Below are 15916 nucleotides of genomic sequence, written 5' to 3' on the forward strand. Positions count from 1 at the left end.
TCGGTGCCCGCCCGGGGGCCACTGCCACGGCCGCGCGCGCCGCGCGCACCGCGTTCCGCGCGGGCGCCACCACGGCCGGCGCCGTCCGGTCGCTGTCCGACGCCCGCCGCGAGTTCCGCACCGGCATGGCCGAGCGGGAGGCGCAGCTGCGGCACGACCTCGTCGGCGACGTCGACGTGGACGCGATCCGCGCCGAGCGCGCCGGTCGCCGTGCCGCGGCCCGCGAGGCCGAGCACGACGCGCACGGCGCCGTCCCGCCCGCCTGGCACCGGGACCCCGAGGCCCGGGACGCGGCCCGCGCCGCGCGCGCCCGCAAGGGCTGGGCCGACGAGCCGACGGACGACCCTGCGGACGACGACGGCGACCTGCCGTACTCGTTCTACTGACCTGCACCTCGCGGCCCCTAGGCTGCACCCGGTCGCCCGCGCGGGAACACACCCGACGCCGGCGGCGCTGAACCACGAGAACGGGCGAGGGCCCGCGACCCCCGCCACCCGACCCAGACGAGGACACCATGCGCACCGCCGAGATCCGCCAGCGTTGGCTCGACTTCTTCGAGGCCCGCGGCCACGCCGTGGTGCCCTCCGCCCCGCTGATCTCGCCCGACCCGTCGACGCTGTTCGTCATCGCGGGCATGGTGCCGTTCATCCCGTACATGCTCGGCGAGCAGACGGCCCCGTGGCCGCGCGCGACGAGCGTGCAGAAGTGCGTGCGCACCCTCGACATCGAGGAGGTCGGCAAGACCACGCGGCACGGCACGTTCTTCCAGATGAACGGCAACTTCTCCTTCGGCGACTACTTCAAGGAGGGGGCGATCACCCACGCGTGGGAGCTGATCACCACTCCGCAGGACCAGGGCGGCTACGGCTTCCCCGAGGACAAGATCTGGGTCACGGTCTACGAGACCGACGACGAGGCGGCCGAACTCTGGAAGAAGATCGCCGGCCTGCCGGACGAGCGCATCCAGCGCCGCGGCATGAAGGACAACTACTGGTCGACCGGCGCGCGCGGCCCCGCGGGCCCGTGCTCGGAGATCTACGTCGACCGCGGACCGGAGTACGGCGCCGAGGGCGGCCCGGTCGTCGACGAGGACCGGTACATCGAGATCTGGAACCTCGTCTTCATGCAGTACGAGCGCGGCGACGGGGGCGGCAAGGAGAACTTCCCGATCCTCGGCGAGCTCAAGCAGAAGAACATCGACACCGGCATGGGCCTGGAGCGCGTCGCGTTCCTGCTGCAGGGCGTCGACAACATGTACGAGATCGACGAGGTCTTCCCGGTCATCGAGGCCGCGCAGCAGCTGTCCGGCCGCCGCTACGGCGCGGACCACGAGGACGACGTCCGGATGCGCGTCGTCGCCGACCACGTGCGCTCGGGCCTCATGCTCATGGGCGACGGCGTCGTGCCGTCGAACGAGGGCCGCGGCTACGTGCTGCGCCGCCTGCTGCGTCGCGCGGTCCGCGCGATGCGCCTCCTCGGCGTCGAGACGCCCGCGCTGCCGACGCTGCTGCCGGTGTCCCGCGACGCGATGTCGCCGTCGTACCCCGAGCTGGCGCGCGACTTCGACCGGATCGCCAAGGTCGCGTACGCGGAGGAGGAGGCGTTCCTGCGCACCCTCACCGCGGGCACCTCGATCCTCGACCTCGCCGTCTCCGAGGCGAAGTCCACCGGCACCGGGACGCCGAGCGCGGCCCCGCTGCTGTCGGGCGAGAAGGCGTTCCAGCTGCACGACACCTACGGCTTCCCGATCGACCTCACGCTCGAGATGGCGGCCGAGCAGGGCGTCTCCGTCGACGAGAAGGCGTTCCGGACGCTCATGCAGGCGCAGCGCGACCGCGCCCGGGCGGACGCCCTGGCCAAGCGCGCGGGCCGCACGGACACCGCGGCGTACCAGGACCTGCACGCGACGCTGAGCGGGTCCGGGGCGAAGCCGGTCGAGTTCGTCGGCTACGACCGCAGCACCTCCCGCTCGCGCGTCGTCGGCCTGCTGGTCGACGGGCAGCCGTCGCCCGCGGCCACCGCGCCGGCCGAGGTCGAGGTCGTCCTCGACGTGACGCCGTTCTACGCCGAGATGGGCGGCCAGCTGGCCGACCACGGCACGATCGTGCTCGACGGCGGCGCGACCATCGAGGTCGACGACGTCCAGGCCCCGGTCAAGGGCCTGCCGGTCCACCGCGGCCGCCTGGTCGAGGGCACCGTCACGCTGGACGAGCCGGGCGTCGCCTCGATCGACACCGCCCGCCGCATCGCCATCAGCCGCGCGCACACCGCGACGCACATGGTGCACAAGGCCATCCAGGAGTCCCTCGGCCCGTCGGCCACGCAGGCGGGCTCCGAGAACGCGCCCAGCCGCGTGCGGTTCGACTTCCGCGCCGGCCAGGCCGTGCCGCAGGGCGTGCTGTCCGAGGTCGAGGAGCGGGTCAACACCCGGCTCCAGGAGAACCTCGAGGTCACCGACGCGGTCATGCCGATCGCCGAGGCGCGCGCGCTCGGCGCGATGGCGCTGTTCGGCGAGAAGTACGGCGACCAGGTGCGCGTCGTGTCGATCGGCGGCGACTGGTCCCGCGAGCTCTGCGGCGGCACGCACGTGCGGCAGTCGGGCGAGCTCGGCCTGGTCACCCTGCTCGGCGAGGCCTCGATCGGCTCCGGCGTCCGCCGGGTCGACGCGCTCGTCGGCGACGGGGCGTACGGCTTCCACGCCAAGGAGCGCGCGCTCGTCGGCCAGATCTCCGGGCTGCTCGGGGCGCGCCCCGACGAGCTCGCCGACCGGGTGTCCTCGCTGATGACCCGGCTCAAGGAGTCCGAGAAGGAGCTTGCGGGGCTGCGCGCGGCGCAGGTGCTCGCGGTCGCCGGCTCGCTGGCGTCCTCGGCAGCGGAGATCGCCGGCACCCGCGTGGTCACCCACGACGCGGGCGAGGTCGCCGCGGACGACCTGCGCACGCTGGTGCTCGACGTCCGCTCCCGCCTCGGCGAGTCCGCGCCGGCCGTCGTCGCGGTCGGCGGCGTGGCCAAGGGCCGACCGGTGGTCGTCGTCGCGACGAACGCCGCGGCGCGGGAGAAGGGCATCCGCGCGGGCGCCCTGGTCAAGACCGCGTCCGGGCTGCTCGGCGGCGGTGGCGGCGGCAAGGACGACCTGGCGCAGGGCGGTGGAGCCGACGCCGCCCGGCTGCCCGAGGCGCTGGCAGGCATCCGCGAGGCGATCGGGGCGGGGGCCTGAGCCCGGTGGCCGGCACCCCGGACGCGGCCGACGCGCCCGGCGCGGCGGACCCCGACGCCGTCGTGCGCGGGGCCCGGCTCGCCGTGGACGTCGGCTCCGTCCGGGTCGGCCTCGCGGCCAGCGACCCGGACGGCCTCGTGGCCACGCCGGTCGACACGCTGCCCCGCGACACCCGCACTCCGGCCCCGGGCGCGCTGCCGTCGGACGTCGCCACGATCGTCGCCGAGGTGGCCGAGCGGTTCGCCGCGGCGGTGTACGTGGGCCTCCCGAAGCACCTCTCCGGGACCGAGGGCTCGGCAGCACAGGCCGCACGCGCGTACGCTGGTGCGCTGGCGCAGGCCGTCGCACCGGTTCCGGTGCGGTTGGTCGACGAGCGGATGAGCACGGTGTCCGCCCATCAGGCGCTGCACGCGTCCGGCCGGTCCGGGCGTCGTCACCGGGCGGTCGTCGACCAGGCGGCCGCGGTGGTGATCCTGCAGACCGCGCTCGACGCGGAGCGCTCCTCGGGCCGCCGGCCCGGTGAGCGGGTCACGGCGACCCGCCCGGAGCCTCCCGCCGAGGAGCGCCCGGGGGGTCGGCAGGACGCTGGACGAGCAGGACACACCGAAGGGACGACCGAGTGAGCGACCTGTTCCTCGGTGCTCCGCAGCAGGAGCACCACGAGGCACCCCCGCCCTCGCGCCGCTCGCGCCGCGACTCGCAGGAGCAGCGCGCGAAGCAGAAGAAGCACCGGCGGCGCCGCAGCGTCGTCGTGCTCCTGCTCGCGCTGGTCCTCGTCGGCGGCGCCGGCTTCGTCGTGTGGAGCGTGTTCGGCGACCTGTTCTCCGGCGGCGGCAGCGCCGACGAGACCGTCCAGGACTACCCGGGCCCGGGAAGCGGCGAGGTCCAGGTGACCGTCGCGTCCGGCGACAGCGGCGGCGCCATCGGGCAGACGCTGGTCGACGCCGGCGTCGTCGCGACCGTGAACGCGTTCACCAGCGCGTACGCCGCGAACCCCGCCGCCACCGGCATCCAGCCCGGCACCTACGGCCTGCAGCTCGAGATGAAGGCCAGCGACGCCGTCGCCGCCCTCCTCGACCCCGCCAACCGCGTGTCGAACCGGGTGACGATCCCCGAGGGCTACACGGCGAAGCAGATCTACCAGCGCGTCTACGAGGTCACCGGTATCACCGTCGAGGACCTCGAGGCCGCCGCGGCCGACCCCGCCGAGATCGGGCTGCCCGCCGAGGCCGGCGGCAACGTCGAGGGCTGGCTGTTCCCCGCCACGTATGAGGTCGAGCCGGGCTCGTCCGCGGCCAGCGTGCTGACACAGATGGTCGGGCGCACCACCGCGCTGCTGACGTCCAAGGGCGTCGCCCAGGACCAGTGGGAGACCGTCCTCAACAAGGCGTCGATCGTCGAGCGCGAGGGCAAGCTCGACGAGGACCGGGCGAAGATGGCGCGCGCCATCCAGAACCGGCTCGACATCGAGATGCCGCTGCAGATCGACGCGATCAACGCGTACGGCCTGGGGATCTCGGGCACCGAGCTGACCTACGCGGACACCAGCCAGGCCCAGCCGCCGTACAACCCGTACAACTCGTACAAGGTCCCCGGCCTGCCGCCGACCCCGATCGCCAACCCGGGCGAGGTGTCGATCGACGCCGTGCTCAACCCCGCGGACGGGCCGTGGCTGTTCTGGGTGACGGTCAACCTCGACACCGGTGAGACCAAGTTCGCCGAGACCTACGACGAGCACAAGGTGAACGAGGCCGAGCTGCGGGAGTGGCAGGCGGCGAACCAGTGACCGGTGCCGCGCGCCGCGCCGCGGTGCTCGGCCACCCGATCGCGCACTCGCTGTCCCCGGTCCTGCACCGGGCCGCGTACCGGGCCCTCGGGCTCGACGGCTGGGCGTACGACCCGGTCGACGTCACCGAGGAGCAGCTGTCGGCGTTCGTCGGCGATCTCGACGCCGGCTGGGCCGGGCTCAGCCTGACCATGCCGCTCAAGCAGACCGTGCTGCCGCTGCTCGACCACGTCGAGCCGCTGGCAGCCGTCGTCGGGGCGGTGAACACCGTGCTGGTGCAGGCGGGCGGGTCGGGGCGGCCGGTGCTCACCGGGGCGAACACGGACGTGCACGGGATCGTCGCGGCGCTGTCCGAGGGGTTGGCGGCGGCCGCGGAGCGCGGTGCCGGTGCCCCCGGCGCTGCGCCGCAGGGCGCGAGCGCGTCGACCGCGGCCGTGGACCCCGCGTCGGGGCACGAGCGCCCGGTCCGCACCGCTGTCGTCCTCGGCGCGGGCGCGACCGCCGCGTCCGCCCTCGCCGCGCTCGCCGAGCTCGGCTGCACGACGCCGGTCGTGCTCGCGCGGTCGCTGGGCCGCACGGGCGCGCTCGCCCGCGCCGCGCACCGCATGGGCGTCGAGCCGGCGTTCCGGACGCTCGACGGCGCGCCCGCCGCGCTGGCCGGCGCCGACCTCGTCGTCTCGACCCTGCCGCCGCACGCCGCCGACGACCTGGCGGCCGAGCTCGCCGCTGCGGGCCCCGCGCCCGGGCTCCGACCGAGGGCGGTGCTGCTCGACGTCGCCTACGACCCGCGCCCTACCGCCCTGCACTCCGCCTGGCTCGGCGCCGGCGGGGTCGCAGTGCCCGGAGAGCGGATGCTGCTGCACCAGGCGGTCGAGCAGGTACGCCTCATGACCGGCCGGCCCGGCCCGCTCGCCGCGATGGACGCAGCGCTCAATCGTGCGCTGGGCCTCGTCGAGAGCTAGGACCCAGCGAGCTGCTGGGAAGCGAGTTCGAGCCGCTGGGCGTTGACCTCGCGGTAAGCCTCCAGCTCGCTCGCGTGCTCGGCGACCAGGCGAGACTCCTGCCGATACAGCGCGGTGATGTAGATGGACACCAGTTGTGCATCTGCTTTGCAGTTCACGTCGGAGATGGCCTGTCGTCGGCTCTCCGGGGTGGGTGCGGTTATCAGCTCGGGCAGCGTCGGCGTCTCCAGGTCGTACCCGTACTCGAGCATGCACGTCCGCCACCCCTGGAGCGCGCGCTCGACCGCAGGGTCGGCGCGCGCCGATGTGGTCGCCTCCAAGTACAGCCGCGCATTCACTTCGAGGTCGGCCGTCGGGTCATCCGCGGCGATCGCGTCGAGCGCGGTATCGGTGCACCCGCCCGGTGCCGACAGCGCCTGGGTCAGCTCGTCCGACGACGCGTCCGCTATAGCGGGCTCGGCGGCCGCGCGGCGGAGTGCGTCGAGTTCGTCCACGTCGGGAGACTGGTAGCCAACGGCCTGGGCGCGCTCGATGTCGACGAGGCCCAGGAAGTCGTACCAGTGATAGGCGTTGGACCACACGTCGGGCGGCTGCGCCTCGTACGTGATTCCTCGGTCCTGGAGGCAGCGCGTGAGAACCTCGTTGTAGGCGTCTCGCACGATGCGCTTGTCTTCCGGTGACCATTCGTAGGCGTCGAGCGGCGCGGGCCCGTACCTCTCGAGAAGCGCGGAGTCGGTCGTCGCCAGCGCACGGGGTTCGACGACGTGCGGCCGCCGCTGGCTGCGCACGACGATGACGACCGTGACGATCAGCGCGCAGGCCAGGAATGCGGCCACGAGGCGTCGCGTTCGGGTTCTGGTCGTGGTCAACGGTGCTGTCCTCTGCTGCGTTGCGCGGCGGCCTCGCCGTGCGAGGCCGCCGCGCCGCCGATGGGTCGGTCAGTGGAAGAGCATGAAGGCGCTGAAGCCGGTCACGCCCGTCGAGACGTTGGTGTGGTAGAGCCACTGATTGGATGTCCCGGACTGCCCGTCGAGAGACCAGCTGTAGGTCCCCCCGGCCGAGACCGGCTGCGGGGCGGTGATCTGGATGACCTGCCCGGGGTAGCCGCGACCCAGGATCGTCGCGGAAGTGCTCTTCGCATTGCGGATGGCGACGCCGCCGACCCCGTACGAGAGCGCGGACGCCGGGATCGCCAGTCCGATCGCGGCGGCCAGGGTCACGGCGACGGTCGCCAGGGCTCGCTTGTGCAGCTTCATCAGTTCCCCTTCGTTGTGGTGCTTGCGCGGACATCTGCGACGCTAGCGGCAGTCAGAGGTGCCATTTCGCCGAGTCAGATGTGACATAACACCAGGTGTGATTCATCCTTCCGGCGGTGTGAAACTTTCCGCAGGGACTTCCGTCACCCCGAAGCGCTCCGCACTGGGCCAGCGACCTGGCCGCGTCCTTCTTGCGAGTCGCTTCGATCGCGGCCACCTGACGCGCTGATTGACCCACCCCGCGACCGCCACCGCGGTGGCTCGGACGCTTCCGGGTCCTCATCTCCCCGCACCCGCGTGCCGATGGGTCCTACGGGGCCGGTGCACCTGCCTGCCCCGGACGAAAGGGCAACGGGGTGAAGCAGCTCGGCGAGATCCTGCTGGACGAGGGCCTGGTCAGCGAGGCGCAGCTTATGGCCGCGCTGGACGAGCAGATGGCCCGGGGGCAGTCCCTCGGCCGCACGCTGGTGGAGATCGGGGTCCTCACCGAGGGGCAGCTCGTGGCCGCGCTGGCGCGGCAGGTCGGGATGGCGTTCGTCGACCTCGACGAGTACCAGGTGGACCGGTCCGCGGTCTCGATGGTGCCCGCCGCGCTGTGCCGCCGGTACACCGTGCTGCCCGTGGGGTTCCAGGACGGCGCGCTCGTCCTCGCCACGGCCGACCCCGGCAACGTGGTCGCCGTCGACGACGTGCGCACCGTGTCCGGCATGGCGGTCCTGCCGATCGTCGCGACCTACGAGAACCTCAGCCGCGCGATCGAGCGGTTCTGCCGCGCCGACGGCGAGATGGAGGACCTGTCCTCCGCGTTCGAGGAGGAGCAGCAGTCCCAGCAGGCGCAGGTCGACCTGTCGAGCATCGGGAACGCCGTCGAGGACGACGCCCCGATCGTCCGGTACGTGAACCTGCTGGTGACCCAGGCGATCTCCGACCGGGCCTCTGACATCCACATCGAGCCCACCGAGCACGACCTGCGCGTGCGGTACCGCATCGACGGCGTGCTGCACGAGATGCAGCGCTCGCCCAAGCAGATCCAGGGCGGCGTCATCTCGCGCGTCAAGATCATGTCGGACATCGACATCGCGGAGCGCCGCAAGCCCCAGGACGGCCGCATGTCCGTCACCCACAACGGCCGCAAGATCGACCTTCGTGTCGCCACCCTGCCGACGGTGTGGGGCGAGAAGATCGTCATGCGAATCCTGGACAACTCGACCGCCTCGCTCGACCTGCGCGACCTCGCGTTCCTCGAGCACAACTACGAGTCGTACAAGGACGCGTACACCAAGCCGTACGGGATGATCCTGGTCACCGGGCCCACGGGTTCCGGCAAGTCGACCACCCTGTACGCGACGCTGAACGCGGTCTCCAAGCCGGAGATCAACGTCATCACGGTCGAGGACCCGGTCGAGTACCGCCTCGCCGGCATCAACCAGGTCCAGGTGAACCCGAAAGCCGGCCTGACGTTCGCGGGCGCGCTGCGCTCCATCCTGCGGTCCGACCCCGACGTCGTCCTGCTCGGTGAGATCCGCGACCACGAGACCGCGCAGATCGCCATCGAGGCGGCGCTCACCGGCCACCTCGTGCTCTCGACCCTGCACACCAACGACGCCCCGTCCGCGATCACCCGGCTCACCGAGATGGGCATCGAGCCGTTCCTCGTCGGCTCCGCGCTCGACGCGGTGGTCGCCCAGCGGCTCGCCCGGCGGCTGTGCGCCAAGTGCTGCGAGCCGTACGTCCCGACCGAGACCGAGCTCATCGGCGCGCGGTTCCCGTGGGTGCCGGGGGAGCCGCTGCCCGAGCTGTTCCGGCCCGTCGGCTGCGTCGCGTGCTCGCGCACCGGGTACCGCGGGCGCGTCGCGCTGCACGAGGTCATGCGGGTGACCGAGGACATCGAACGTTTGGCCGTGGCGCGGGCGTCGGCCGCCGAGATCGGCGCCACCGCGCGGCAGCAGGGCATGATCACGCTCCGCGACGACGGCTGGCAGAAGGTCGCGCTGGGGCAGACGTCGGTCGAGGAGATCCTGCGCGTCGTCGCGTGAGGCGCTGACGGGCTCCGGGCCCGGCCGGGAGGTCGTGCGCAGGGGGAGCCCTGGCCTCTGCTGGCGCGCCTCTCCGGGCCCGCGCGGTGCGCCGAGGGGGTAGCCGACGCGTCGAGCGAGCAGTCGAGGACTACTCGCTCGACGCGTCGGCTACTCGGTCGTGCTCCCGCCCGGGCGGTCGCCGGGCGCGCCGGCCGGGTGGTCCGTGCGGGCGGGGGAGTGGAAGCGCGCCGGAACCCTCAAGAGGGCGGGGCACTGCGCCGATCAGGGGATGCGTAGCACGGCCCGGTGTGCCGCCGGGTGGGCGAGGAAGGGGAACGACGGTGAGCGAGTCCTACACGGGCGACCCGGCGGAGACGCGGGCCCTCCCGCCGTACCTGCCGCCGACGGGGCAGGCCGCGGCCGGCCAGGCGCCGGCTGCCCAGGCCCCCGCGGGTGCACCCGGCGGCGTGCCGTCGGTGCTGCCCCCGCAGGGCGTCCCGGCCGGCTACGGGTCCACGCTGCCCACCGCCGGGTACGGCGGCCCCGTGCCCGCCCCGCTGACCCCGCCGGCGGGCGCGCCCGGTGGCGCCGCGCCGACCCGGGCGTCGCTGCGTCAGGCGCAGCAGGCCGAGCCGGCGTTCGCCGGGGCGCCCGCCGCGCAGGGCCAGCCCGCCCAGACCCAGGCCGCCGGCTACCCGCCGCCGCCCCCGGGGTACGCCGCTCCGCAGGCGCCCACTCAGACCCTCCCGGCGGCCCCGCCGGCCGCGGCGCCGGCGCCGTCCCTCGCGCAGCAGCCGCCGCAGCCCCCGGCGCCCCAGACCTCCGCACGCCCGCACCAGCGCGCCGGCATGGGCCAGGCCGCCACCGAGGGCGACCTCCGGCTGGACGACGTGCTCGCCCGCATGGTCGAGCTCGGCGCGTCCGACCTGCACCTCACCAGCGGCGCCCCGCCCGTGATCCGCTCGTCGGGCTCCCTCGTGCCGCTCGACGGCTTCCCGGTGCTCGCCGCCGAGCCGCTGCGCCGGGTGTTGTTCTCGATCCTCACCCAGAAGCAGCGCGAGCAGTTCGAGTCCGAGCTCGAGCTGGACTTCGCGTACGCCCTGCGCGGCCACGCCCGGTTCCGCGTCAACCTGTACCAGCAGCGCGAGTCGATCGGCGCGGCCTTCCGCGTGATCCCCTACGAGATCAAGCCGCTGGAGGAGCTCGGCGTCCCGCCGGTCGTCGGCTCGTTCGCCGGCCTCCCGCGCGGCCTGGTCCTGGTGACCGGCCCGACCGGCTCGGGCAAGTCGACCACCCTCGCCTCGATCATCGACATGGCCAACCGCACCCGCGCGGACCACATCATGACCGTCGAGGACCCGATCGAGTTCCTGCACCGGCACAAGAAGTCGATCATCAACCAGCGCGAGGTCGGCGCGGACACGCACTCGTTCGCGAACGCGCTGAAGCACGTGCTGCGGCAGGACCCGGACATCATCCTCGTCGGCGAGCTCCGCGACCTCGAGACCATGTCCGTCGCGCTCACCGCGGCCGAGACCGGCCACCTCGTGTTCGCCACCCTGCACACCCAGGACGCCGCGCAGACGATCGACCGCATCATCGACGTCTTCCCGTCCTACCAGCAGGAGCAGGTGCGCACGCAGCTCGCGTCCGCGCTCCAGGGCGTCGTCTGCCAGACCCTCTGCAAGCGGTCGCACGGCACCGGCCGGATCGTCGCCACCGAGGTCATGATCGCGACGCCGGCCATCCGGAACCTGATCCGCGAGGGCAAGACCCACCAGATCTACTCCGCCATGCAGGCGGGCGCCCAGCAGGGCATGCACACCCTCGACCAGCACCTCGCCGACCTCGTGCGCGCGCACAAGATCACCTACGAGGTCGGCCTCGAGAAGTGCCACAACACCGAGGACTACAACCGGCTCACCGGCCGGTCGACGTCCATCAACCAGGGCGCCGCGTCCCTGCAGTCCGCCACGCCGGGCACGCAGGGCTACGGGCAGATGGGACAGCGCTGATGGCCACGATGGAGCTGCGGACGTTCGAGTACCAGGCGCTCGACTCCGGCGGCAAGATCCACAAGGGCCGGATCGAGGCGCCGCACCAGGGGGCGGTCGCCGGCCGGCTCAAGACGATGGGGATCGCGCCGGTCGCGATCAACGAGGTGTCGACGTCCGGTCTCAACAAGGAGATCCGGATCGGCGGCGGCTCCGGGGTGAAGACCAAGGACCTCGCGGTCATGGCGCGGCAGCTCGCCACCATGGTCGCCGCGGGCCTCAGCATCCTGCGCGCGCTGTCCATCCTCGCGGACCAGACCGAGAACAAGGCGCTCGCCAAGGTGCTCGGTCAGGTGCGGGGTGACGTCGAGACCGGGCAGTCGCTGTCGTCCGCCATGGAGCGACACAAGGACGTGTTCCCGCCGCTGATGCTCAACATGGTCCGCGCGGGCGAGGTCGGTGGTTTCCTCGAGGAAGTGCTGCTGTCGATCGCGAACAACTTTGAGGCCGAGGTCAAGCTGCGCGGCAAGGTGAAGTCCGCGATGACCTACCCCGTCGTCGTGTTCTGCATCGCGATCCTGGCCGTGATCGGCATGCTCATGTTCATCGTGCCCGTGTTCAGCAACATGTTCGAGGAGCTCGGGGCGGAGCTGCCTGCCCCGACCAAGGTGCTGGTGTGGCTCTCCGAGTTCCTCAAGTGGACCGCGCTCCCGCTCGCTGTCGCGGGTGGAGTGTTCGCCTTCTGGTGGAGCAAGCACAAGAACGATCTCGCGGTGCGCGAGAAGTTCGACCCTTTCAAGCTCAAGATCCCGGTTTTCGGATCGTTGTTCAAGAAGGTCGCCATCGCGCGGTTCACCCGCAACTTCGGGACGATGATCCGGTCGGGTGTCCCGCTGCTCCAGGCGCTGGACATCGTGGGTGACACGAGCGGGAACATCGTCATCAGCCACGCGGTCAAGGACGTCCGTGACTCCGTCCGCACGGGGCAGTCCCTCACCGGGCCGCTGGCGCAGCACAAGGTGTTCCCCCCGATGGTGGTGCAGATGATGGCGGTCGGCGAGGACACCGGTGCCCTCGACACCATGCTCGACAAGGTCGCCGACTTCTACGACCAGGAGGTCGAGGCGACCACCGAGCAGCTCACGTCGCTGATCGAGCCGATCATGATCGTCGTCATCGGCGCGATCATCGGCGGCATGATCGTCGCGCTCTACATGCCGATCTTCAGCATCTACGGCGCCATCCAGTGAGCTAGAGGCGCGATGTCACACGCAAGGGCCGGGCTCCCGTTCGGGAGCCCGGCCCTTGCGTGTGGTGCACCTGCGGCACGGCGGGTGCTGTTCGTCAGCACACGAACGGGTGGCGCGTCCGGTTTGTCGTACGGCGCTCGGGTGAATCGCTCAGGACGGCTCAAGGCCCGCGGGGTGCCCACCGATGAAGCCTGTGCAGTGACATCCGCCGGGTTTCTCACCCGGCACTGGAATTGAAGCTGAACTTTCCTGATCCGCACAGTCGAAGGGGAGCCTGACGTGCTCGCTCGAATTCGTAAGTCCATGGACGAGAAGGACAAGGGTTTCACCCTCGTCGAGCTCCTCGTCGTCATGATCATCATCGGCATCCTCGCTGCGATCGCCATCCCGGTGTTCATGAACCAGCGCAAGAAGGCCGTGGACACCGCGGCGCGCTCGGACGTCTCCACCATCGGCAAGGAGATCGCGACCTACTACGTGGACGCGACCACCCCGCTGACCGAGGTCACGGTGAACGGCACGACGAAGAACTACGTCGTCGCGGGCAACGACATCGGCCGCGTGTCCAACGGCGTCGGCTCGCCGTCCCTCACGCCGGGGAGCACCACGGACGTCAACACCGCGGCGCAGAACTGGTGCGTCCAGGTCACGGTGACTGGTGGGACCAAGACCAACGTCTCGTACTCGGCCAAGAACGGCCTGCAGGACACGGCCTGCAGCTGATGCCATGACGGGGCGGGCCCCGGGGGACATCCCCGGGGCCCGCCCTCGTCGATGCAGGGCCCTGGACGGACGAGCAGCAGGAGAGGAGCGGATGGTGGTGGAGCGACCTCGCCCCACGCGTGACAGCGGTGCCAGCCTCATCGAGGTCGTGATCGCGTGCGTCCTGCTCGGCATCCTGTCCGCGGCCGTGCTGTCGATCGTGCTGCAGACCCAGGCCGCGGGCGTGAACAACCGCAACCGCGTCGCCGCCTCGAACCTCGCCTCGCGCGAGGTGGACCTGGTCCGCGCGGAGTTCCGCGCGTCCAAGGAGGCCCCGCTCGCCATCGCCTCGGCGGGCCTCAAGACCAACTCGCACCCGCTCGACGGGGGAACGGCGGGCCAGCCGCTCGTGGTTGACGGCACGCCGTACACCGTCACGATGTCGGCGCAGTGGAACATCACGGGGAACGGTCAGTCTGCCTGCGAGGGCGGGGCGCTCGTCATCTACCCGACGCTCGGCATCACCGTGACGGTGACCTGGCCGGACATGGGCAACGTCGAGCCGATCGTGTCGACGGCGGCGCTGGCGCCCCCGAAGGGCAGCGGCATCCCGTCCACCGACTCGTTCGTCGCCGTCAAGGTCACGGACTCGACCGGTGCGCCGAACGCGGGCCGGGCCGTCGCCGTGTCCGGGGGCGGTTCGACCAGGACCGGGGCGACGGACACGCAGGGCTGCGCCGTCGTCCAGGTGAGCCCCGCGGCCGGCCTCGGCACCGACTACACCGCGCAGGTCACCGACCCCGGGTACGTCGACATCTCGAGCACAGCCAACACCTCCAAGGCCGTCGGCAAGGTGAGCCGAGGCCAGCTCAACAACAACGTGCAGTTCCAGATCGACAAGGCCGCGACCGCGTCGATCCGGCTGGTCGACGAGTCGGGGAACCTGCTGGACGCCTCGGCTGCGACCGGCGTCCCGATCACGTTGGCGGCCTCCGAGTCGTCCGGGAGCACGAACACACGTGCGGTGACCACGACCGGTCAGGTCACCACCGTGACGGGCCTGTGGCCGACCACGTACGGCGCGTACCACGGCACCACCCCGCCGGCGACGGGTCTCGCGACCGCGAAGGTCGCGCCGGGTGGCACCGTCACCCTCGACGTCGTGTTCGCGGCCGCGCGGCTGCGGCTGACGGGGCTGCCGGACGGTTCGACGACCGTCTACGCCGCACCGGCCGGGACCACCACCTGCACCGGCGCGGGGGTCCGGCAGGTCGACCCGAACGCGGTCTCGCTGCTGCCAGGCACCTGGAGCTTCTTCGCCAGCGGACCGGCGTTCGACTGCTCGCCGGGCGACTCGGGTGTCACGCTGACCGGCGGGGACAACGGGGAGCGGCCGTGGGGGATCACCACCCTGAGCGTGACCAACGCGCCCGAGGGGACGCTGTGGGCCGTCAACCGCGGGCGCCTCGGTACCACCGTGACGTCCTGCCCCGGCCCTGGCGCGGCCTCGATCGCGATGAACGTCGACGGCGCGCGTACCGCTCCCCTCGTGATCCCGGCCGGGGACTGGTACGTCTACGTCACCGACGGCGCCGCCGCGGGTGCGTGCCGCAGCGTGCCCGACGGACAGTACTCCCGGGTTCTGACCTATGACGTGGAGAACACGATCGCGTGGATCGGGTCCCCGTCCAAGGTCACCGTGAACGGCGCGAGCACCACCGCCTCGCGGTACGTGTACGCGTGGACCTCGGGGAACACGATGACCTGCCGCACCTCCGGAGGAGCTGCCGGCTCGACGGCGCTCACGCTCTCCGGCGGGAGCTGGGTGGCGAACTCGTTGGCGCCCGGCACCTGGTACTTCTTCCAGAAGAACGCGACGGGCAGCGGCTGCACGTACGGCGGGTACGTCGTGGTGAGCGGGAGCGGTCAGGCCTACACGCTCCCGTTCAGCACCAGTAAGCCGGGAGTCGGACAGTGAGGCGGGGAGACGTGCGGGCGGTTCTGCGCCGGGACAGCGGGACCACGCTCACCGAGATGTTGGTCGTCATGCTGATCTTCGGGATCGTGGTGGCGGCGACAGCGTCGGTGACGATCTCCATGACGCGGACGAACGGCCAGAACATCGCCCGTCAGGACCTCGTGGACCAGGCGCGCACCGCGGTGGAACGCATGTCGAAGACCGCGCGCACGGCGATCAAGCCGAGCCAGCTGTTCACGCAGGGCTGCAACACGGCGTGCGCGGACGCGGACGCCTTCCTCCAGGGCACCGCGACCTCGATGCAGTTCTACGCCAACCTGGACAACGCCGGGAACGTGGTGGGGCCGAGCCGGATCACCTACACGATCGAGGCGTCCGGTGCCGGTACAGGCGTGCTCGTGGAGAAGGTGCAGCGGCCGGACCCGGGCGGGACGAGCGGGTACACCTACTGCAACCCGGACGCGGCGGGCGCCACGGCCCTGTGCAAGTCCCGCCAGACCGTCCGACGGCTGGTGGCCGGCGTCGACACGAGCGGGCCCGCGGTGTTCCAGTACTTCAAGGGCGACGGCGCGAAGCTCACCCCGTCGGCCTCGGGCTTGTCACCCACCGACCTCGAGAAGGTGCTCGGCATCGAGATCACGCTCACGGTGCGGAGCGCGAGCACGACGGCGCCTCAGCCGGTGACGTACATCCAGCACGTGACCCTGCCGAACGCGCAGGCGGTCATGCAGACGGGGAAGGACACCTGATGCG

13 protein-coding genes are annotated in these 15916 nt (G+C 71.9%); 11 read left to right on the plus strand and 2 right to left on the minus strand.

Annotation, left to right across the window (positions count from 1 at the left end; all coding sequences use genetic code 11):
• From KVT14_RS08595 to KVT14_RS08615, 5 genes are all read left to right on the plus strand, one after another.
• Nucleotides 1-386, plus strand: a 386-nt coding sequence (locus KVT14_RS08595; protein WP_217615279.1) for a hypothetical protein, incomplete at its 5' end; no start/stop codon positions are given.
• A gap of 128 nt (nucleotides 387-514) precedes the next feature.
• Nucleotides 515-3217: an alanine--tRNA ligase gene (gene alaS / locus KVT14_RS08600; protein WP_217615280.1), complete on the plus strand. Its 2703-nt coding sequence runs from the start codon at nucleotides 515-517 to the stop codon at nucleotides 3215-3217.
• A 5-nt stretch (nucleotides 3218-3222) separates the two neighbouring features.
• Nucleotides 3223-3840 (plus strand): Holliday junction resolvase RuvX, encoded by a 618-nt coding sequence (gene ruvX / locus KVT14_RS08605; RefSeq protein WP_217615281.1) that lies wholly within the window; start codon nucleotides 3223-3225, stop codon nucleotides 3838-3840.
• Nucleotides 3837-5003 (plus strand): endolytic transglycosylase MltG, encoded by a 1167-nt coding sequence (mltG, locus tag KVT14_RS08610; protein WP_308160975.1) that lies wholly within the window; start codon nucleotides 3837-3839, stop codon nucleotides 5001-5003. Before ruvX ends, mltG begins: the two co-directional genes overlap by 4 nt.
• Nucleotides 5000-5965, plus strand: a complete 966-nt coding sequence (locus tag KVT14_RS08615; protein ID WP_217615282.1) for a shikimate dehydrogenase — start codon at nucleotides 5000-5002, stop codon at nucleotides 5963-5965. Before mltG ends, KVT14_RS08615 begins: the two co-directional genes overlap by 4 nt.
• On the opposite strand, the gene KVT14_RS08620 is transcribed toward KVT14_RS08615, so the two are convergent.
• Both KVT14_RS08620 and KVT14_RS08625 read right to left on the minus strand, forming a co-directional pair.
• Nucleotides 5962-6801 (minus strand): hypothetical protein, encoded by an 840-nt coding sequence (locus KVT14_RS08620; protein ID WP_217615283.1) that lies wholly within the window; start codon nucleotides 6799-6801, stop codon nucleotides 5962-5964. The genes KVT14_RS08615 and KVT14_RS08620 overlap by 4 nt on opposite strands.
• Nucleotides 6802-6903: 102 nt before the next feature.
• Nucleotides 6904-7221, minus strand: a complete 318-nt coding sequence (locus KVT14_RS08625; protein ID WP_217615284.1) for a hypothetical protein — start codon at nucleotides 7219-7221, stop codon at nucleotides 6904-6906.
• 356 nt (nucleotides 7222-7577) lie between these two features.
• Here KVT14_RS08625 and KVT14_RS08630 point away from each other — a divergent pair, with 356 nt between their 5' ends.
• The 6 genes from KVT14_RS08630 to KVT14_RS08655 all read left to right on the plus strand — a co-directional run bounded on the left by KVT14_RS08630 (nucleotide 7578) and on the right by KVT14_RS08655 (nucleotide 15912).
• On the plus strand, nucleotides 7578-9257 hold the full coding sequence (locus KVT14_RS08630) for a GspE/PulE family protein (protein WP_217615285.1): 1680 nt from the start codon (nucleotides 7578-7580) through the stop codon (nucleotides 9255-9257).
• Nucleotides 9258-9580: 323 nt separating this feature from the next.
• Entirely contained in the window at nucleotides 9581-11254 is a 1674-nt protein-coding gene (locus KVT14_RS08635; RefSeq protein WP_308160976.1) for a type IV pilus twitching motility protein PilT, read from the plus strand.
• Complete coding sequence (locus KVT14_RS08640) at nucleotides 11254-12483, plus strand: type II secretion system F family protein (RefSeq protein ID WP_217615286.1); 1230 nt, start codon at nucleotides 11254-11256, stop codon at nucleotides 12481-12483. The genes KVT14_RS08635 and KVT14_RS08640 overlap by 1 nt, the downstream gene beginning before the upstream one ends.
• A 303-nt stretch (nucleotides 12484-12786) precedes the next feature.
• Complete coding sequence (locus KVT14_RS08645; protein ID WP_254630626.1) at nucleotides 12787-13206, plus strand: type II secretion system protein; 420 nt, start codon at nucleotides 12787-12789, stop codon at nucleotides 13204-13206.
• Between the two features lie 94 nt (nucleotides 13207-13300).
• Entirely contained in the window at nucleotides 13301-15163 is a 1863-nt protein-coding gene (locus KVT14_RS08650) for a hypothetical protein (RefSeq protein ID WP_217615288.1), read from the plus strand.
• An 11-nt stretch (nucleotides 15164-15174) separates the two neighbouring features.
• Nucleotides 15175-15912 carry a prepilin-type N-terminal cleavage/methylation domain-containing protein gene (locus tag KVT14_RS08655; protein WP_308160977.1) on the plus strand — a complete coding sequence of 246 codons (738 nt, stop codon included), beginning with the start codon at nucleotides 15175-15177 and terminating at the stop codon, nucleotides 15910-15912.
• The last annotated feature ends 4 nt before the right edge of the window (nucleotides 15913-15916 follow it).

Origin of the sequence: Cellulomonas sp. GbtcB1, from assembly GCF_019091725.1 — a bacterium.
Lineage (GTDB): Bacteria > Actinomycetota > Actinomycetes > Actinomycetales > Cellulomonadaceae > Cellulomonas.